The following is a 19,330-nucleotide window of genomic DNA, read 5'->3' as shown; positions in this document are numbered from 1 at the left end:
GTCTACATATGCGTCCTTCACAATGAATTTCTCTGAATCTTTATAGGAGTGAACTTTTTCATGTCTTCAACACTCACCGGTTACACCAATTTCAACGGCGACTTCATTAAGTTCGGCTCCCCTGAGGCCCAGGCCGAAGAGGCCCGTACCATCTCCCAGGACAAGGCGCATGTCTTTCATTCCTGGTCCGCACAGGACAAGATTTCACCCAAGGCCTGGGCAACCGCACAGGGTGCCACCCTCTATGACTATGACGGCACCGCCTTCCTGGACATGGGTTCCCAGCTGGTCAGCGCCAACCTGGGCCACAACCATCCAGCACTGGTGGAAGCCATCCGCACCCAGGCCGGACGCATCACCAACCTGAACCCGGCGTTTGCCAATGACATCCGCTCCGAATTAGCCGCCCAGATCGTGGAGCAGGCGCAGGGAGACTTCTCCCACATCTTCTTCACCAACGGTGGTGCCGATGCCATCGAACACGCAGTGCGCATGGCACGTCTGCACACCGGTAAGAACAAGGTGCTGTCCGCCTACCGCAGCTACCACGGTGCCACCGGTTCTGCGATGATGCTCACCGGTGAGAACCGTCGTCTGGGCAACCCCACCACCGACGGCGATATCTACCACTTTTGGGCACCGTTCCTCTACCGCTCATCCTTCTTCGCCGACAGCCCCGAGCAGGAATGCGAACGCGCACTCAAACACCTGGAGGACACCATCGCATTTGAGGGAGCGAACATGATCGCCGCGATCATCCTGGAACCTGTCGTGGGTTCCTCCGGCATCATCGTGCCTCCAGCCGGCTATCTGGCCGGTGTGCGTGAACTATGCGATAAACACGGCATCCTCTTCATCGCCGATGAGGTCATGGTGGGGCTGGGTCGCACCGGTAAGTTCTTCGCCTATGAGCACGCCGGCCAGGAGGTGGCACCGGACATGATCACCTTTGCCAAGGGCATCAACGCAGGTTATGCCCCACTCGGTGGTGTCATCATGACCAAGGAGATCCGCGATACCTTCGGCGAGCAGGCCTACTCCGGTGGGCTGACCTACTCCGGCCACCCACTGGCCGTTGCCCCGGCACTGGCGGCACTCAAGGTCTATGAAGACGAGAAGATCTTCGATCGTGTGTCTGACCTTGGCCAGAACCTGATCGCGCCGCGTCTCGCTGCGATCGCTGACAAGTACCAGGTTGTGGGCGATGTCCGTGGCGTCGGCTTCTTCTGGGCCCTGGAATTCGTCTCTGATGCAGCCGCCAAGACCCCGGCAAGTGCTGAGGCCATGGCCGCCGGCGCTTCCACATTCAAGGAACACGGAGTCTGGCCGATGATCTCCGGACACCGCTTCCACATCGCCCCACCCCTGATCACCTCTGCGGAAGAGCTGAACCAGCTGCTGGATGCCATCGATGCCGCTGCAGCTGCTGTTGACGCGGCACTCTGATCCAGGGTTGTGTGCCGAGGTCAACGTCCTGTGCCTTTTGCCATGATTAAAGAGCTAAAAAGGGCCGAGACGTTGACCTGAAGGGGACATCCTCCTGCGTTACCTGCGATCGCCCAGTTCTATCCTGGGACGCACATCCACATTGGTGATCTGGGTGCTCTTTCCCGCATCCACCACAAAGCGGATGGCAGAGGCCACCTCAACCGGATCGATGTACAGCTCAGGCTGATAATCACTGCCCTGGGCATCCATCAGACCACGCAACATAGCCGTATCAGTGGGTCCCGGGCTCACGGTGGACACCCGCACACCATGGTTAGCTTCCTCCTTGCGCAGGGCATCCGCCAGACCCCGCAATGCATGCTTGCTCACTGCATAAACAGTATTACCCGGGTGCGCACCATTGCCGGCACCTGAGTTGATGAAGACGATCTGCCCCTCCGCTGAACGCAGTGGCTTCAACAGACACCTGCTGAGTTCTGCCGGCACCACCACGTTGAGATTCAGGTGGGCATTCCAGTCTTCCACGGTGGCGGTTTCAACAGAGAGATTGCGTGCGATGGCTGCCGCATGAACCAGGACATCAACACGGTCCAACCCGGCAAGTGCCTCCACACCATTGCCACCCATCACATCCGCAACGATATCGGTGTGCACGGCAATGACATTGTCTAGTTCCGCCACTTCTGCCAATACGTCCTCATTGCGCCCCAGTGCATAGACCACGTGGTCACGGGCCAGGTCCCGGACAATCTCAATTCCCATTCCTCCGGTCGCCCCGGTGACTACAGCCACAGAATCAGCCATAATATTTCCCTTCCAAACTATTTTCACACCCAAATTTAGGTACATCCCTAAAACTGCAGGTCTACTCTGAAACAATCCTATGGATTAAGTCGTCCCAAAGGCGTAATCTGAACAATCATGCCAAGCGAAACGATAAAGCCTGTAGTAGACTCCCCCTCTTCCACCACCGTCGGCTCCACCGGTCGCCGCCCGGGACGCCCCACCCAACGTATCCTCACCGTGGATGCCATTGTGGAACGCACCCTCAACATTGCTGGGCAGGAGGGATTCACCGCGGTCACCATGAACCGTCTGGCGCGAGACATGGGCGTTACCCCCCGCGCCCTTTATAACCATGTGACCAACCGCCAGGAGATCATCGACAGGATCTGGGTTCGTCTCATTGAAGACATCGTTATACCCGACCTAGATCCCACCAACTGGCGTGACTCCTTCCACCTGCTGTGGAGCAGCCTCCGCAATCAGTTCCGCAAGCACCCCCGGGTGCTCCTGGTGGCACTTGATGAACACATCACCCCACGAGGCACCTCCCCCATCCGCATCGCGGTGGCGGAAAAGTCCCTCAAATTCCTCACCGACATCGGGCTCAGTCTGAAACAGGCCACCATTGTCCGCGAGATGCTGCTGGCTGACCTCTTCAGCTTCGCCCTGACCTCTGATTACAACTATGACAACCGTGATGAGGAGAGCAAGGAAACCACCTTCCATCCGGTTCCCAAGCCCTGGCTGGATCAGAACCCCGAGCTTGATGCTCCCTTGAGCCGTCAAGCAACAGAAGAGTCCGTCAGCACCGCTGACGAACTCTTCGAACAGATCATTGAGGCCCGGATCGCCTACGTGGAAAAGCTCCTCGGGCAGTAATCACAATCAGTTCAGCTCATTGAGGGCCTGCTCGACATCTGCGAGCAGGTCCTCAACGTCTTCAATACCAATGGAGATACGCACCAGATCGCGTGGCACCTCAAGCTGTGAACCTGCCGCGGACTGGTGGGTCATGGTGGCCGGGTGCTCCAAGAGGGACTCCACGCCACCGAGCGATTCTGCCAGGCAGATCAATTTGGTGGAGGTACAGAACTTCCGGGCTGCTTCCTCACCACCAGCAAAACGAACGGAGATCATTCCACCGAAACGCTTCATCTGACGTGCCGCAACCTCATGTCCGGGGTGTGACTCCAGACCCGGGTAGAGCACCTGGGACACCTCAGGACGACCATCGAGGAACTCTGCAACCTTCTCGGCATTATCGCAGTGGCGATCCATGCGGACACCGAGGGTCTTGAGACCACGGGCAGTCAGGTACGCATCAAACACACTCGGGATCGGACCGATGCCACCCTGCATGAACAGCAGTTCCTCATCAAGGGACTGATCATTGGTGACAACAAGCCCGCCAACAACATCCGAGTGTCCACCGATGTACTTAGTGGTGGAGTGCAGCACGGCGTGAGCACCAAGCTTCAGCGGCTGCTGCAGGTACGGGGATGCAAAGGTGTTATCCACCACGAGCTTGGCACTGGTGCCTTCAGCAGCCTTGGCCACAGCTTCAATGTCAGTGATCGACAGCGCCGGGTTGGTGGGGGTCTCCACCCAGATCAGCTTGGTGTTGTCCTTGAGTGCAGCCTTGACTTCCTCCACCACAGAGGTGTCCACCACGGAGTATTCAACACCCCAGACAGTGAAGACGGTGTCAATGAGGCGGAAGGTTCCGCCATAGGCATCATTACCCAGGATGATGTGGTCACCAGGCTTGAGCAGGATACGGAAGAGGATATCGGTGGCAGCCATTCCAGAGGAGAAGGCACGGCCATATTCAGCACCCTCCAGAGCGGCAACAGTCTGCTCCAGGGCGGTGATGGTCGGATTGCCGACACGGGTGTATTCATAACCACGGCGCAGTTCGTTCAAGCCATCCTGCGCAAAGGTGGTGGACGCATAAATCGGGATGTTGATCGAGCCATAGTAATCGTCCGGCTCATATCCTGCGTGAATCGAGGCGGTTGAGAAACCCTGTTTGCTGGGCTTGGTGGACACGTGAGATCAACTCCTGAAAAATAAACTGCGGGGCTGTGGGCCATACTAGACCAAGCTGTTCATTTATGGGCAAACCCTCCCCCCATTACATTCAGGCGACCCCTCATGCTTCAAAGGCAAACCACCGGCCGCGGACACGCTCCAGTTGGACCTCCATGTCATAGAGTTCCCCGAGGTTTTCTGCGGTCAGCACATCGCACACAGGCCCGGCTGAGGTGATGTGGCCATTTTTCATCATCAGCACATCAGTGGTGGAAGCGGCGATATCCTCCACATGATGGGTGATCATCACCGTGGTCAATCGGGGGACCTCGGTGCGTAGCGTATCTATGACCTTCAGCAGGGTCTCTCGTCCTGGTAGGTCGAGACCGGTGCTGGGTTCGTCGAGAAGCATCAGCTCAGGTGAGGGGATCAGCGCGCGGGCAATCAGGGTTCTTGCGCGTTCGCCTTGGCTCATGGCGGACCAGCGTCGATCAGCGCGGTCGCCCATGCCGACCAGCTCCAGCAACTGATCACGTCGGATCAGGTCTGCACGGGTGGGTTCCCAACGGGTAAGTAGACCGTTCGTTGCAGTGACACCAGACAACACCGCCTCATGTGCCGGCATGTCATCCAACCGTTGTTTGGGATCAACATAACCAATGTGGCGACGCAGCATGCGGGTATCCACCCGTCCATAACGGTGGCCGAGCACATCCACGCTGCCTTCAGAGGGGAACAGCATGGTGCCGGCCATTTTCAGCAGGGTGGTCTTGCCCGCCCCGTTGGGGCCCAGGATCGCCCAGTGTGAACCCTGCGGAATCCGGAGGTTGACCCCCTCCACCAACAGCTTGTCACCGCGGCGCACGGTGACATCAGAAAAAACCAGGCTATCGGCAGCTGTATCGGTCATACCCATCACCCTACAAGGGGCCCTCATAGCAGCCCGCACCATCCAGGACCATCTCGGCAGGGCCTAGACTGGCAGGTATGACAGTCCCAGAAAATTTCTATGACAGCGTCGGCGGGGAGGAGACCTTCTCCCTCATCGTCCACCGCTTTTACCAGCAGGTACGCAAGGATGACATCCTCGGCCCGATGTACCCACCAGATGACTGGGAAGGTGCCGAGGCGCGTTTGAAAATGTTCTTGGTCCAGTACTGGGGTGGCCCCACCGACTATTCCGAGCAACGTGGCCACCCACGTCTGCGCATGCGTCATGCCCACTACCCCATCGGCGTCACCGCGGCGGAACGCTGGTTGGAGATGATGCAGAAGTCTCTGGACACCATCGATAAGGAGACGCTTAACGACGACCAGCGTGCGGCACTCTGGGATCACATGCTGAAGGTGGCAAATATGCTGATCAACTCCAACCCAGATCCACATGAGCAGAGTGGGTAAATCCACCATAGAGTGACACTTCGTGACTCTTTCTCCATCCCGCATTCTTGAAGTGCTGCGCACCTTCGGGCTCCTGGGCTTCACCGCCTTCGGTGGCCCGACTGCGCACCTCGGTTATTTCCGTGAGGAATTTGTGGTTCGTCGTAGATGGCTCAATGATTCCGACTACGCCGAGGTCGTAGCCATCAGTCAACTACTGCCCGGCCCCGGATCCTCTCAGGTGAGTATGGCCCTGGGGTACCACCGCGCAGGTTTTGGTGGCCTGGCTGTTGCATGGTTGGCCTTCACCCTGCCCGCTGCAGTGTTGATGGCAGCTTTCGCGCTGCTCTTTGATTCCCCCACTGCTGGCTGGACCATGGGTCTATTGGCTGCCGCCGTGGCAGTGGTGTTCCACGCCGTCAGCGGCATGGCTAAAAATATGGCCAACACAAAGATCACCGCCACCATCGCCGTGGTGGCAGGTATCGCAGTACTGGCTGTGCCCTCCACCTTCACGCATCTTGCGGTGATTCTGGCGGCGGGAGTAGCCGGTGCCATCCTGTTGCGCGGTGGTGCAGATAAGGGTGAGGCGCTTGCCAGTGGTATCCGTCCGGTCCCAACCTGGGCCGGTATTGGAGCCCTGATGCTCTTTGCCGTGGGATTGATTGCAGCAGTGCTCCTGGGTGGTTTCTACCCGGCCTTCTTCCATGCCGGTTCGGTGGTCTTCGGTGGTGGTCATGTGGTCTTGCCTCTTCTTGAACAGCTTGTGGTCATCCCCGGTTGGATCACACAGACCGACTTCCTTGCCGGATATTCCGCAGCCCAGGCAGTACCTGGCCCGATGTTCTCCTTCGCCACCTATATCGGTGCTGTTCACGGCGGAGTCATCGGTGCTGTCATCGCCACCGTGTTGATTTTCATCCCCGGTGCCCTGCTCATGGTGGCAGGTCTCCACTTCTGGGGCAGGTGGCGTAAGAACCAGGTGCTGCAGGCTGCGGTACAGGGTGTGAATTCCGGAGTGGTGGGTCTACTCGGTGCAGCACTCTACGACCCTGTCTTCACCCACGGCATCACAGGTATTGCTTCCCTGGGCATTACAGCAGTGTGCTGGTTGGGACTGGCCAAATGGAAAATCCCGCCCTGGGCGATCGCAGTGGGATCAGCCCTGGCGGGATGGGTGTTACTTGGCTAGAAAACGCTGAGCCCTAAACCTGCGGAATGGTAGACGCTGCCGTAGGGGGCATCCACCCGTGTCCATCGACCGTTGACCGACACACGCAGATGCCGTGGTACATCCTCAGGTGCTGCGTACCCCGGGATCAGGCCTAGAGAGGTGCAGGTGAAGATGGTTCGCATCTGGATCTGTGCAGTCTTCCCATTGCCCTCCAAACTGATGACCTCCTGGTCCATCAGTGAAGTTGGCGGGCCCATCGGGCCGGAAAACTGGCGCGCCAGAGCCTGTCCCTGATCCGCCAGCTGACGGACAACCCTGACCGGGATGTCATCAACAAGGATGAACCCGCTGGCGGGAGGAAGGGACCCTGGCCAGTTGGCATCACGTGCCGGACCGATCTCTGAAGATCCCTCCGTGAGTGCGTTGAGTAAATCAGATGCCCCGACGGTGGCACCGTCACGTCCTGCCACACCTTTGATCCGGCGGGCGGCAGTCACCCCGAAAGGAGTGGTGACAAAAACATCCACCATGTCCGGGGTCAGCTGACGGAAACGTGCGCTGGCGGTTGATTCAATGCCCACGGCACGGGCCACCAACACCTGGAGATTCTGGGCACCGGCTTCAATGGTGAGAAATTCAGCCACTAGACTTCCAGGGCTTCCTTCTCCTGGACCTCGGAGCTGGCAACGCGTGTCAGGACCTTGCGCTCCACCTTGCTGATGGAACGCGGTGCAGCAGTCTGAATGTTGACGGTGACCTGTACGCATTCGACGACGCAGCAGACCCGTCCGGTACGGTCCTTGACTTCCTGGCGGGTGGTGAAGGATGTATTGCCGATCTTGGTGACAAGGGTTTCCACTACTGCGGTGACAGTGTCAGGCAGGATCGCACGCAAGTAGTCCACCTCGAGGTGGCGGACAAACACTGCAGGGATCTCATAGCCACGCTCGCGGAACTGATCCTCTGCGAAGGACAGTCGGGCTTCCTGCGCAATCTCAATGAGAGCGGCGTTGTTGACGTGTCCGAAACGGTCAAAGTCAGACCATCGCAGCTTGATCTCTGCGGTGTGGAGAGAGTTCAGGTTCTTATCTTCGCTGGCTGCCATGGAGTTAGCCTCGGCCTCTTTCTATAGGGGTGTTCATGCGTCTCGCAAGCATTCTACCGACCATCTGGTGCTGCGGGGTACTTGCTACTCCACAACCACGGATGTTTGACGCTTTTCCACATTCGCTCTGCTCCGAACAAGGTCATCCTGTTCGGTACGTTCCAGGTGCAGCGCATCGATCTCATCCAGGTTGAGTGGAGTGATTTCCTTGGCTGTCAATGCAGCCCCAGCTGCAAGTACGCACACCACTGTCACGAAGATTCTCACGCCTGCCCAGTTGTCACCGGCACCACCCGCGATCCAGGAGGCGATCACCGGGACAAAGCCATGAGATACCACGAATCCAATCTGGGTACCCAGGGCCAGTCCGGTGCTCCTGACTGCAGTGGGAACATCTCTGTGTAAAAGGGTGGCCACACAGCATTGAAGCAGGAGTACAACAGTCCAGACATAATGGTGCCGGCGGCGAAGATGCCCACCTAGTTTCCAGAGTGGATAGCTCCCAAGTAGTCGCTCATGGCTAGACCCGAACCGACAGCACCCACGGCGAACAGTGCACGACGTCCTGAAACGGACAGCCCCCCCCTGGATGATGTGGCACAAGATACCCAGCCTGCTTAAAGGTGGAAAGACATCCGAGGGCGAATGTGCGTCCATAACGGTCCCCGAGCGGGCCCATGATGAGTGCGTCCAGAGGCTTGAGTGTCCATCGATGCGAGGATGTCGACTCCCGGAGCGGTATCAGCCAGGAAGAACAGGTGATTGAGCACCAGTGCTGCTTTGCGTAGATTCTTTTTCTAGCCTGTGGTGTGTGACGCGGTCATGGTGGCGTATGGCTGATTTTTGAACTGGGGAAAACCTAAGTGGTGCTAAGAGGATTTCTCTTGTGCACAGTATTTCCCTCCAGGGAGCGCGGTTGTTCTGGGAGTGCAAAACCCGCATTTCATCCCTTGTTCAATCACTGAAAAGGAGATGAGATGCGGGTAATGAATTAAACCTGGTGGGGGGGTTGACGCCCCCACCGTGGGAAAATCCTTAGCGGGTCAGCTTACGGTGAGTCACACGGGAAGGACGTGCGGCATCCGCGCCGAGGCGCTCAACCTTGTTCTTCTCGTAGTCCTCGAAGTTGCCCTCGAACCAGTACCACTGTCCCTCAGCAATGTTGCCTTCCCAGGCAAGGATGTGGGTACAGGTACGGTCCAGGAACCAACGGTCGTGTGAAATGACCACTGCGCAACCTGGGAAGTTAACCAGTGCGTTTTCCAGTGAACCCAGGGTTTCGACATCAAGGTCGTTTGTAGGCTCATCGAGCAGGATCAGGTTGCCACCCTGCTTCAGCGTCAGCGCCAGGTTCAGGCGGTTACGCTCACCACCGGAAAGAACCTTGGATGGCTTCTGCTGGTCGCCGCCCTTGAAACCGAAAGCGGAGAGGTAGGCACGGGATGGCATTTCGTTCTGGCCGACGATGATGTAATCCAGTCCGTCAGAAACAACCTCCCACACGCTCTTCTCCGGGTCGATGTTCTCACGGCCCTGGTCAACATAGGACAGCTGAACGGTTTCACCAACCGTGACGTCGCCGGCATCCGGATCTTCCAGACCGACAATCGTCTTGAACAGGGTGGTCTTACCCACGCCGTTGGGTCCGATGACGCCCACGATGCCGTTACGCGGCAAGGTGAAGGACAAGTCCTTGATGAGGGTGCGTCCGTCGAAGCCCTTGATCAGGTTCTCGACCTCCACAACCTTGTTGCCCAAGCGTGGTGGGGTTGGGATCTGGATTTCTTCAAAGTCGAGCTTTTTGTACTTCTCGGCTTCTGTGACCATCTCCTCGTAGCGCTGCAGACGGGCCTTGTTCTTGGCCTGACGTGCCTTGGCGCCGGAGCGAACCCATGCGAGCTCGTCCTTCAGACGCTTCTGAAGCTTCTGATCCTTCTTGCCTGCGACCTCGAGACGCTCTGCCTTTTTCTCCAGGTATGTGGAGTAGTTGCCCTCATAGGGGTGCAGCTTTCCGCGGTCAACCTCACAAATCCACTCAGCAACGTGGTCCAGGAAATAACGGTCGTGTGTGACAGCCAGGACAGCACCCTTGTAATCAGCCAGGTGCTTCTCCAGCCACAGCACGGACTCAGCGTCCAGGTGGTTAGTAGGCTCATCCAGCAGCAGCAGGTCAGGCTCTGAGAGCAGCAGCTTGGCCAGTGCAACACGACGACGCTCACCACCGGAGAGGTGCGTGACAGGCTCGTCTCCCGGAGGGCAACGTAGTGCGTCAAGAGCCTGTTCGATCTTGGAATCGATTTCCCAGGCATCTGCAGCATCAAGTGCTTCCTGCAGAACACCCATCTCATCCATGAGTTCGTCGGTGTAGTTGGTGGCCATCTCCTCAGCGATGGCTTCGAAGCGCTGCTTCTTCTCGAAGATCTCGCCGAGACCTTCTTCAACGTTCTGACGAACGGTCTTTTCTTCGTTCAGCACTGGTTCCTGCATCAGGATGCCAACGGTGGCTCCCGGATCGAGGAATGCGTCGCCGTTCGACGGCTGATCCAGGCCGGCCATGATCTTCAGAATCGAGGACTTACCAGCACCATTCGGGCCGACGACACCGATCTTGGCGCCTGGGTAGAAAGCCATGGTGACGTTGTCAAGAATGACCTTTTCACCAACGACCTTGCGCACGTTTCTCATCGTGTAGATGAACTCGCCCAATGTATCCCCTTATTTGCGATATTGCGTTTGAGTACTCAACGCTACAGATTACATGAGCTGGACCGATAACGGCACCCCGAGATAATAGGTATTGATCAAATTTGCCAACCATGGGAAAACCCACCGATAACAGCAGCTTCCCCAGTCGCTTTCCCGGCACGCACCGGGGCAGGTGGGGAGGCTGACTGCCAGTGTTGCTCAGGCAGGTGCTGGCATGGTGGGTTTTCAGACTTCAGTTCAAAACGGTGGGTTGGTATTGCCCACCCGTGCTGTAGCTCCGACAAGCTCACGATGTGGTTTTCCAGTTTGCTCCTGTTTGGTCTCGGAGTCCGGCATCGAAGTCTGGGCGGTTATTGAACCTGGAGCAGAGGCTGCAGCGGGGTTTGAAGTCTCTGATGTGGCATCTGGTGCGGGTTCCGGTGTGGTTTCTGCAGCGGGATCCTTCCTCTCTACCTGAGTCCTCCTGCTGACATCTGGGTAGGTTTCGCCATCTCCTCCGGGGATCTCCACCCCATGGAGGTTGCTTTCCAGCAGCGGGCGGGCATCCTTGAAGCCCACCTTGTAGTAGTTCATGTCCACGCCGATGGATGAGGCACGTAAACGGATTTCCTGCCGTGATGATTCCTTATCTGGGGATTCTCCTTCTGGAGCCGGGACCTTCCAGCTGTTTGTGTAGAGCGTGCCGTGAATGATCACCGCAGTTCCCTTCAGCAGTGCCTGATGGGCATTGATACCCAGCCTGCCCCAGGCTTCCACGGTGATGTAGAGCTGATCGACATTCTTCCATTCTTGTTCCTTCAGAAAGGACCTGGAACTGGCGATCCTGAGCCGCAGCACGCCATCGGTGTTGTCTTTATTCACGTAGTAGGTCGGGTCTTCCACGATGCGTCCAGTGATCGTGATCGGTGAGTTAAACATGGTAGATGTGCCTTTCTCTGCAATGTTGTTTGTGCTTTCACCGCGCAGTCTGGCAGGAATATCACCACTGGTAAAACAGATGGGGCGCCACTCTGTGGATAGAAAAAACCATCCACAGATTGGCGCCGCCGAAGCCCCTGGACACTTGACAGGGGGTACGTTCGAATAACTCGTTATTCCTTCTTGAATTCCTCGTTGTAGTAGTCACTGTGCATGTCATGTCCCTGGTTCATCCGGGCCAGCATCTGGTTGTATTCCTCCATGTCCGCAAAGCCAGTTTCCGCTGCACGTTGCTCATATTTCGCCTCGACAACACGCTCTTCACGGAGCCAGCCACGGAAGAGGTAACCGAAGACCACGATGAGTGGGAAGGAACCTGATGCCCAGGCGATGCCACCGCCAACCAGCTGGTCATAGGCGAGATCCACATGCCACGGCAGATCCAGGCGTGCATAGAAGTCCTCTGCCAGGATCTCCTGCAGCTGCATGAGATAAACGCCGAAGAAGAGGTGGAAGGGCATGGAGAAGGTCAGCCAGGCCAGACGGGAGACGTGGGTGCGCTCCACCGGCTTCATGTCAGGACCGATCATTTCCCAGTAGTAGACATAACCGGAGATCACGAAGACGAAGTTCATGATCAGGTGGCCGGCATGCTCAGAAACCATGACGTCATACAGCGGGGTCAGGTAGAGGAAGTAGAAGATCAGGATGAACTGGATGGTGTTCACAGCCGGGTGCATGATGAAGTTCATCAGTGGGTTATCCACCATCGCCTTCACCCAGTCATGCATATTCGGGCGGCCTGGTTCACCGGCATCGACGGATTCCAGGATCAAGGTCAGTGGTGCTCCCAGAACCAGGAACACCGGTACAACCATGGAGAGGAGCATGTGGGCAACCATGTGCATGGAGAAGGTTGCCGGCATGTTCATTCCGATACCGGAAGACACTGTGACCACCAGGGTGATGCAGCCCAGGATCCACCAGAAGGTGCGCAAATGGTTCCACTTCTTGCCCTTGCGGTGCAGGACGTAGAGACCACGCAGGTAGAACACGGCCAGCAGAATTCCAATGGTTCCGAGCATGACGTCGAAACGCCACATGGTGAACACCGAGGTCAGTGTTGGTTCTTCCCAGAGGTCATAGCCGATCTCAATGGCCATGTAGGACAGGTTGGGGTCACGTGGTGGTGGTGGCGGGGTGCGTCCCATGGAGATCGCAATGCCGGTGACTGCAGCCATCACGATGACTTCAACGATGGCCACACTGGCGAACAATTTGGAGTTACTTGGATCCTTCCGGAGCTTCGGGATCACTGCTGCGCGGTGGATGAAACCGAAGCCCGCCAGCACAATCACACCAACAGCCTTGGCTACCACGATCAGTCCATAACGGGTGGTGAACCAGTCAGACCATTCAATGCGAAGTGCTGCGTTGACCACGCCTGAAGCTGCGATACCGAACAGAGCGAAGGTGGCGATATGGGAATAGCGCTTGATTGCCAGATCCAGGTCCGGTCCGAGGCGTCGACAATGCGCGATGAGAGCCATGAGCCCACCGACCCACAGGACCATGAACAACAGGTGCCACAGCAGGGAGTTGGTGCCATAATCATGGTCACCACCTGCTGCTGAGTGCCCCTCCAATCCGAGAGGGATGATCATGGCGATCGACCCGATGAACAGTAGTGGCTGTGCTAACCAGCGGTGGGTGAATAGTCCTGCGATGCCGGTGACAAAGGCAAAGACGGAACACCATCCCCAGGCCTTGGCCAGAGCAACCTGTTCAAAAGCCACTGCCCAGTTGGCTGGTTGCACCGCCGTGGAGAAGGGCTGACCAGATAGATCAGACATGACCAGGGGGATCATCAGAATACCGATGAGGCCAAAGCAGATCGCCGCAACAGAGCCTGTGCGGGCAGCCAGTGTGCCATCAACGTTGAGCACACCCCGCTTCAAGTCATTGACCCCATCCACGGTGCGCGGACTGATGAGGAAGGTGGAGGTGAGGAAGCTGCCCACAGACAGTGCGGCAACTATCCAGGCTGATCCCCGGAGGAAGGGAAGGCCTGCGGTGGTGATGGTGCCTGGATCCGGGATACCCAGTGCTGCCAGCGAATCAGACAGGAAACCCCAGGAGATGGTTCCACCGACGATGCCCGCCACAATGACAAAGAGCACATAGAGAGGCCAGGTGGAACGAACCCTCCGGTTCTTCACCGGGGCTGCTCCCCCACCATGTGTATTCGAGATAATTGATTCACTTCTTGCATCAGGGGCCACCGGGGTGTGTCCCGGGGTACCACTGTCTGCGACCTGCTCATCCATATTCCCCAATCTAACCCCGCTCCCACTGGTATCCCTAGTCGGGCAGTTTTCAGAATCTGGTTGGTAGCCGAACACGGGTGTGCGCTAAAGTTCCTTGGTGGATTGATTTTGTGGCCATTCACACAGGGGGTCTGTGATGATTTCCTGTGCGCACCCTATATAGTGTGTTTCTTGGATGGCTTGGTTCACCACTTTTGGTAGACCGTATTTCCATCCGACGCCTCCATAGCTCAGTGGATTAGAGCAACCGGCTTCTACCCGGTTGGTCGCGGGTTCGAATCCTGCTGGGGGCACAATATATCTGCAGGTAGAGGGCACTTTCTTAGCTTTAGAAAGGGCCCTTTACCCACTCCTGGGCACACCGTGGCCATCCTTCTAGTCGGGTTCCATAGCACCCAGATGAAACCACATTCACCGGCACAAACCAGGAACACCCCGCAGACAAGGAGTGCGTAGTACTGCGGCCAAGGCATGATCTCTAGGGGGTGAGTTTCCCGGTGACGAAGGCTTCCACCAGCGCCAGGAAAGGTAGCCGACCCCAACGGCCGACGCTGCCCACACGGTACCAGTATTGACGATGGTGCTGGAGGCCTTTCTAATGAAAGACCAGACTTGGGGTCGCCCTTCCCATTCTGCGGTTGTCACCACAGTCCACGGACGTGCGATGTTATGAGTCTTCATGGCCCCTATCTTTCAGATCACAGAGGGTTTCGCTGCCAATCTCGGTGGTGCTCCCGTGCAGAGCATCGCCTGCAACAACTGGCAAGGTGTTGAAAACTTGGTGGGCACCAAGGACACTGAAAGGTATGAATAAGGAAAGTCTCACCCTTCCCGTGCCGGAGGGTCTCGCTGAGTCCGCAGCGTTGCTGGGTAGTGCCACTGATCAGCTCACTGCAGAGCAGGCTCGTAGCTTCGTCACGGAGCAGCTGGCCACCACTGATGTGGATGGCAAGAGTGTCTGCATTGTCATTCCTGATGGGACCCGTTCCGGTCCGCATGGCCTGATGATCCAGGCGGCTTATGATGCCATCGCAGATCGGGCGAAGTCCATCACCATCCTGATCGCCCTGGGTACCCACGCGGCGATGGAGGAATCCGCCATCGCAAAGCTGCTGGATGTTCCTGCAGGCCAGACCATTGCGCAGCGTTTTCCCAAGGCCACCGTGCTCAATCATGATTGGCAGAACCCGGAGGCCATCGCCACTCTGGGCACTGTTCCGGCAGCAGAGATTGAGCGTCTCACCCGCGGGCTGCTCACTGACCGCGACATGGCCGTGCAGATCAACAAGATCGTCGCTGAGTCTGATGTGAACCTGGTTGTCGGCCCGGTCTTCCCGCATGAGGTGGTGGGTTTCTCCGGTGGTAATAAGTACTTCTTCCCGGGTTGTTCCGTTCATGATGTCATTGATATCTCTCACTGGGTCGGTGCCCTGATCACCGCATCTGACATCATCGGAACTCTGGGCATCACCCCGGTGCGTCAGCTCATCGACACTTCCGCCGAGATGATCCAGGGCGAGAAACTGGCCATCACCTATGTGGCCACCTCCGGTGATGATGGTGCCACCAACCTGCATTCGGTTGCTTTTGGTACCACCCGTTCCGCGTGGGCTGCCAACGCCCAGGTGGCATCACGTACCCACATCAAGTGGGTGGATGAGCCTTATCAGCGCATTGTGTCGAAGGTTCCGGAGATGTATGAGGATCTCTGGACCGGCGCCAAGGGCGTGTACAAGATGGAACCGGTGTGTGCTGATGGGGGTGAGATCATTGTTTATGCCCCACACATCACGGAGATCTCAGAAATGCACCCCGGTATCGGTGATATCGGTTATCACTGCATCGAGTATTTCACCAAGCAGTGGGACAAGTTCAAGGACCACCCCTGGGGCGAGATCGCACATTCCACCCACGTCCGTGGCCTTGGAACATATGATCCGGAGACCGGTGAGGAGAAGCTGCGTATCAACGTCACCCTGGCGTCCCAGGTCTCCCCGGAGGTCTGTGCTGCCTACAACCTTGGTTATGCAGATCCCAACACGCTGGACTGGGATGGCTTTGCCGCTGATCCGGATACCCTGATCATGGAAAATGCCGGTGAGATCCTGCACCGGTTGGAAACCAAGAATTTAGTCCTGTAAGCACCAGTTAAATCTTCAGCACCGAAAGGTTCAAGTCACCTCACCATGCCTCTTCCCCAGCCAGCTGCAGTAGCTGGCAAACTCATCGACCGCGTCGCAAAGCATCTTCCCGCTGAGGGCCGGTTGGGCATCGCATATTCCGGTGGTGTTGATTCCGCGACCCTGTTGGCCATCGCCCACCATGTTCTGGGGCCTGACCGGGTCCTGGCGATCATGGCGGTCTCCCCTTCCCTGGCATCCCGGGAAAAGGCCCTGGCGCTGGACACTGCTGAGTTCATTGGTGCGCAGGTCATTCAGATCACCACTGATGAGCAGGCGGTGGAGGGGTACCGCGCCAACGATGTGGACCGGTGCTACTTCTGCAAGAAGGAGATGTTTGAGGTCATCGATGATTCCCTCATCCAGGCCCATGGGCTCTCTGCGGTGGCTTATGGTGAGAATGCTGATGATTCCACGCGCATTGACCGTCCCGGCGCGCGTGCTGCCACGGAACATGGTGTCCTGCGTCCGCTTTCTGATGCTGGTTTGAGCAAGGCGGATGTGCGCAGTGTTGCACGTGCTTTCCAGTTGCCGGTTGCGGATAAGCCTGCGGCTCCCTGCCTGGCGTCACGGATCCCACATGGTCATGAGGTCACGGAGGAGAAACTCAAGCAGGTTGAGGCTCTGGAGTTGACGCTCTATCAGCTTGGTTTCAGTGATTCCCGTGTGCGCCACCATGATGATATTGCCCGCATTGAGTTGCTTGTGGGCGAAATCCCCCGCGCCAACGCCCCTGAGGTTTCCGCGGAGATCCAGGCTTCATCGGCCCGGGCTGGTTTCACCTATGCGGTGGTTGATCTTCGGGGTATTCAATCCGGGGCGATGACCTTGTCCATTCTCAATGCGAAGGGGAGCCTGTGAGCGAGGAGCGCACCAGGAAGGTCGGCGATTTCGCCCATCTTGATCTTGACCGGGCTCGCCGCCGTGGTTATCCGGAAGCCATCTATTGCGAGAGCAAAACCACCGAGCAGGTGGCAGCCATTGCGCTGAGTCTGCGTGATGCGGAGCAGACGACGTTGTTCACCCGGGTCAAGCCGGAGCAGGCTGCTGCTGTCATGGAGGTGTTGAACAATGTCTTCTATGATCCGGATGCCCGTTTCCTGGCTTATCCTGCGGTGGCACCTGAACCCACCGGGGTCTCGGTGTTGGTGTTGTGTGCTGGTACCTCTGATCTTCCGGTGGCCAAGGAGGCCATGCATACTGCCCGTTACCTGGGCCGTGCTGTCTCCCTGATTGCGGATGTGGGTGTGGCTGGTATTCACCGTCTGCTCAGCTATGAGGAGGAACTGCACAGGGCAGGTGTCATCATCATCGCCGCCGGCATGGATGGTGCGTTGCCGAGTGTGGTGGGTGGTCTGGTGTCCTGCCCCATCGTGGCGGTGCCGACATCTGTGGGTTATGGCGCAGGCTCCGGTGGCATCGCGCCACTGTTGACCATGCTCAACTCCTGTGCTCCGGGGGTTGGGGTGGTCAATATCGATAATGGCTATGGCGCGGGGCATCTCGCGGCCCAGATCTCAGCGCGTTAACTCTGCTGGGCTCGGCGTAGTACCTCCATCTCGCTGATGCCCAGGGCCACTGCTGCTGCCTGGATATCGTCAAATTCGGGTTGTGCGGTCTGATCCACTCCCTGGCGGGAACCTATCTTCATCCGCACCTGATGACCATCCACGGTGATAGTTTCGAAGCGGCGGTCCAGGCCTTCCCGCTCCACTGTCCAGGAGCGCACCCCGAAGGTGGTTGTGGTGGCAAAGAGCACCTGTTTGATGGCCGCTACATCCTGTGGCAGGGCCAGGATATGGATGGTGTGTGCGGGCCTGCCCTTCTTCATCAGAATCGGGGTCAGCCACGTGTCACGGGCCCCCATGCTAAAGAGCTGTTCCAACACTCCTGGCCACAGGCGTGCATCCATGTCATCGATATTTGCCTCCAGCTGCACCAGCTGGCCGGTATCAGAGTTGGCCACGGACTCCTGCACAAGGATGATCACCCGAGTGATGTTGGGACGATTGGGAAAATCCTTGGTGCCGGCCCCCACACCGATACGAGCAATCACGCCATCGGGCAGGGGTCCTGCTGCCTGTGCGAAATGCCGGATCAGCGCGACACCGGTCGGGGTGGCCAGTTCTCCCTCACCACCAGAGGTCGCAGGCCATCCCCGCATCAACTCGGCTACAGCCGGCACCGGTACGGGAATATCACCGTGGGCCGCCCGGATACGGCCTGAGCCCAGAGCGATTGATGACGAAAAGATCTCCTGCTCCCCCAGTTGTCTCATGGCTTCACATACCCCGACGATGTCAGCGATCGAATCAAGGGCGCCCACCTCATGGAAGTGGATGGTTTCTGGATTCACCCCATGGACTGCGGCCTCAGCATGGGCGATTCTTTCAAAGACAGCCAGTGCGTCGCTGCGGGTCGGCTCTGGAATATCTGCATCAATCAACATGGTGCGGATGGTGGTCCAGGTACGGTGCGAGTGATGCTCATGAACTGTGTCCACCTCAACCTTCAACGAGCGCTGCCCGGCGCGATTGACCTGCTCAGCACTCAGCTGCACCTCGCCTGGGACCACGGCGTCAATGACCTGGAGGATCTGTTCCAGGTTTGCTCCGGCATCAACCAGTGCGCCCAACAACATGTCTCCAGCTACCCCGGCACTTGCATCGATCCACAGACTCATGGGGACAAGGATACAACCCGGCGCCAGGTGGGATGCCCAGTGGCACGAGAGGCTGGGACAATCGATGAGCCTCTGGTTGGAGCTGCCGGAAAGACCAGCAGGTTGGTCTCGTCTTTTAGTTCCCAGCCTCATTTTCCACAATGGTCGCCACAGCAACAAATCTTCCGTCGGAACCTCCGAATAACGCAGCTACCTGGCGTTTTTGTTATTTCAAAAGAGTGGGCTAGAGTTAATCTCGCTGCATTTGATGCAGCAATGGTGGCTGTAGTTCAGCTGGTAGAGCACCAGGTTGTGATCCTGGGTGTCGCGGGTTCGAGCCCCGTCAGCCACCCCCAAGATGAAGAACCCCTGACTTTGGAAACAAAGTCAGGGGTTTTCTTGCATTTCCACCAAAAATTAGGCCTGTTCGGGAGCCAGACTCCGCCAGCTCTCCATGGAAATGCAAAGGAGGACCGCAACCCCCTACAGATTGCGGCCCTCGCCCCTACCGGATCCAGGCGAAGGACAACCTCGCTGATCCCACTCTAGAAATGGGACTGAATCCGAGACCTACTCTAACATCACCTGAGAATTACCTAAAAAGGGATCACG

Annotated in this window: 17 protein-coding genes and 2 tRNA genes; 9 read left to right on the top strand and 10 right to left on the bottom strand. The window is 57.6% G+C overall.

The window, feature by feature from the left end:
* The first annotated feature begins 60 nt into the window (after positions 1-60).
* Positions 61-1,446: an aspartate aminotransferase family protein gene (locus tag Q0M74_RS00995; protein WP_293950899.1), complete on the top strand. Its 1,386-nt coding sequence runs from the start codon at positions 61-63 to the stop codon at positions 1,444-1,446.
* Between the two features lie 99 nt (positions 1,447-1,545).
* Here the strand turns inward: Q0M74_RS00995 and Q0M74_RS00990 are convergent, their stop codons facing one another.
* A complete protein-coding gene (locus Q0M74_RS00990; protein WP_293950897.1) occupies positions 1,546-2,253 on the bottom strand; it encodes an SDR family oxidoreductase in 708 nt (235 codons plus the stop codon).
* A 117-nt stretch (positions 2,254-2,370) separates the two neighbouring features.
* Here Q0M74_RS00990 and Q0M74_RS00985 point away from each other — a divergent pair, with 117 nt between their 5' ends.
* Complete coding sequence (locus tag Q0M74_RS00985) at positions 2,371-3,114, top strand: TetR/AcrR family transcriptional regulator (protein ID WP_293950895.1); 744 nt, start codon at positions 2,371-2,373, stop codon at positions 3,112-3,114.
* Between the two features lie 6 nt (positions 3,115-3,120).
* On the opposite strand, the gene Q0M74_RS00980 is transcribed toward Q0M74_RS00985, so the two are convergent.
* Positions 3,121-4,284 carry a cystathionine gamma-synthase gene (locus Q0M74_RS00980; protein WP_293950893.1) on the bottom strand — a complete coding sequence of 388 codons (1,164 nt, stop codon included), beginning with the start codon at positions 4,282-4,284 and terminating at the stop codon, positions 3,121-3,123.
* Positions 4,285-4,387: 103 nt separating this feature from the next.
* On the bottom strand, positions 4,388-5,113 hold the full coding sequence (locus tag Q0M74_RS00975; protein ID WP_366087628.1) for an ATP-binding cassette domain-containing protein: 726 nt from the start codon (positions 5,111-5,113) through the stop codon (positions 4,388-4,390).
* A 140-nt stretch (positions 5,114-5,253) separates the two neighbouring features.
* Between Q0M74_RS00975 and Q0M74_RS00970 the strand changes: the two genes are divergently transcribed.
* Positions 5,254-5,667 (top strand): globin, encoded by a 414-nt coding sequence (locus Q0M74_RS00970; protein WP_293950889.1) that lies wholly within the window; start codon positions 5,254-5,256, stop codon positions 5,665-5,667.
* A 22-nt stretch (positions 5,668-5,689) separates the two neighbouring features.
* Positions 5,690-6,838, top strand: a complete 1,149-nt coding sequence (chrA, locus tag Q0M74_RS00965) for a chromate efflux transporter (RefSeq protein WP_293950887.1) — start codon at positions 5,690-5,692, stop codon at positions 6,836-6,838.
* Here the strand turns inward: chrA and Q0M74_RS00960 are convergent.
* From Q0M74_RS00960 to Q0M74_RS00935, 6 genes are all read right to left on the bottom strand, one after another.
* Positions 6,835-7,464 (bottom strand): hypothetical protein, encoded by a 630-nt coding sequence (locus Q0M74_RS00960; RefSeq protein ID WP_293950885.1) that lies wholly within the window; start codon positions 7,462-7,464, stop codon positions 6,835-6,837. The two genes, chrA and Q0M74_RS00960, sit on opposite strands and share 4 nt — an antisense overlap.
* Positions 7,464-7,925, bottom strand: a complete 462-nt coding sequence (locus tag Q0M74_RS00955; protein ID WP_293950883.1) for an acyl-CoA thioesterase — start codon at positions 7,923-7,925, stop codon at positions 7,464-7,466. The genes Q0M74_RS00960 and Q0M74_RS00955 overlap by 1 nt, the downstream gene beginning before the upstream one ends.
* An 84-nt stretch (positions 7,926-8,009) precedes the next feature.
* Positions 8,010-8,264 carry a hypothetical protein gene (locus Q0M74_RS00950; RefSeq protein WP_293950881.1) on the bottom strand — a complete coding sequence of 85 codons (255 nt, stop codon included), beginning with the start codon at positions 8,262-8,264 and terminating at the stop codon, positions 8,010-8,012.
* A 696-nt stretch (positions 8,265-8,960) separates the two neighbouring features.
* The gene (gene ettA, locus Q0M74_RS00945) at positions 8,961-10,631 is read right to left on the bottom strand and encodes an energy-dependent translational throttle protein EttA (RefSeq protein WP_293950879.1); all 1,671 of its coding nucleotides are present in this window, start codon (positions 10,629-10,631) and stop codon (positions 8,961-8,963) included.
* Positions 10,632-10,868: 237 nt separating this feature from the next.
* A complete protein-coding gene (locus Q0M74_RS00940; RefSeq protein WP_293950877.1) occupies positions 10,869-11,549 on the bottom strand; it encodes a single-stranded DNA-binding protein in 681 nt (226 codons plus the stop codon).
* Between the two features lie 173 nt (positions 11,550-11,722).
* Positions 11,723-13,876 (bottom strand): cytochrome c oxidase assembly protein, encoded by a 2,154-nt coding sequence (locus tag Q0M74_RS00935; RefSeq protein ID WP_293950875.1) that lies wholly within the window; start codon positions 13,874-13,876, stop codon positions 11,723-11,725.
* A gap of 219 nt (positions 13,877-14,095) precedes the next feature.
* Here Q0M74_RS00935 and Q0M74_RS00930 point away from each other — a divergent pair.
* The 4 genes from Q0M74_RS00930 (at position 14,096) to larB (ending at position 17,585) form a co-directional block, all read left to right on the top strand.
* A tRNA-Arg gene (locus tag Q0M74_RS00930) sits at positions 14,096-14,169 on the top strand.
* Between the two features lie 513 nt (positions 14,170-14,682).
* On the top strand, positions 14,683-16,017 hold the full coding sequence (locus Q0M74_RS00925; protein WP_293950873.1) for a lactate racemase domain-containing protein: 1,335 nt from the start codon (positions 14,683-14,685) through the stop codon (positions 16,015-16,017).
* 45 nt (positions 16,018-16,062) lie between these two features.
* Positions 16,063-16,917: an ATP-dependent sacrificial sulfur transferase LarE gene (gene larE, locus Q0M74_RS00920; RefSeq protein ID WP_293950870.1), complete on the top strand. Its 855-nt coding sequence runs from the start codon at positions 16,063-16,065 to the stop codon at positions 16,915-16,917.
* Positions 16,914-17,585, top strand: coding sequence for a nickel pincer cofactor biosynthesis protein LarB (gene larB / locus Q0M74_RS00915; protein WP_293950868.1), 672 nt, complete (start codon positions 16,914-16,916; stop codon positions 17,583-17,585). The genes larE and larB overlap by 4 nt, the downstream gene beginning before the upstream one ends.
* On the opposite strand, the gene larC is transcribed toward larB, so the two are convergent.
* A complete protein-coding gene (gene larC / locus Q0M74_RS00910) occupies positions 17,582-18,739 on the bottom strand; it encodes a nickel pincer cofactor biosynthesis protein LarC (RefSeq protein WP_293950866.1) in 1,158 nt (385 codons plus the stop codon). The genes larB and larC overlap by 4 nt on opposite strands.
* Positions 18,740-18,997: 258 nt before the next feature.
* Here larC and Q0M74_RS00905 point away from each other — a divergent pair.
* Positions 18,998-19,070: transfer RNA gene (locus tag Q0M74_RS00905), tRNA-His, on the top strand.
* Positions 19,071-19,330 lie beyond the last annotated feature (260 nt).

Source organism: uncultured Corynebacterium sp. (assembly GCF_945649885.1).
Classification (GTDB): domain Bacteria; phylum Actinomycetota; class Actinomycetes; order Mycobacteriales; family Mycobacteriaceae; genus Corynebacterium.
Note: the sequence above shows the minus strand (reverse complement) of the source record. Positions and strands in the feature narration are given on the sequence as shown.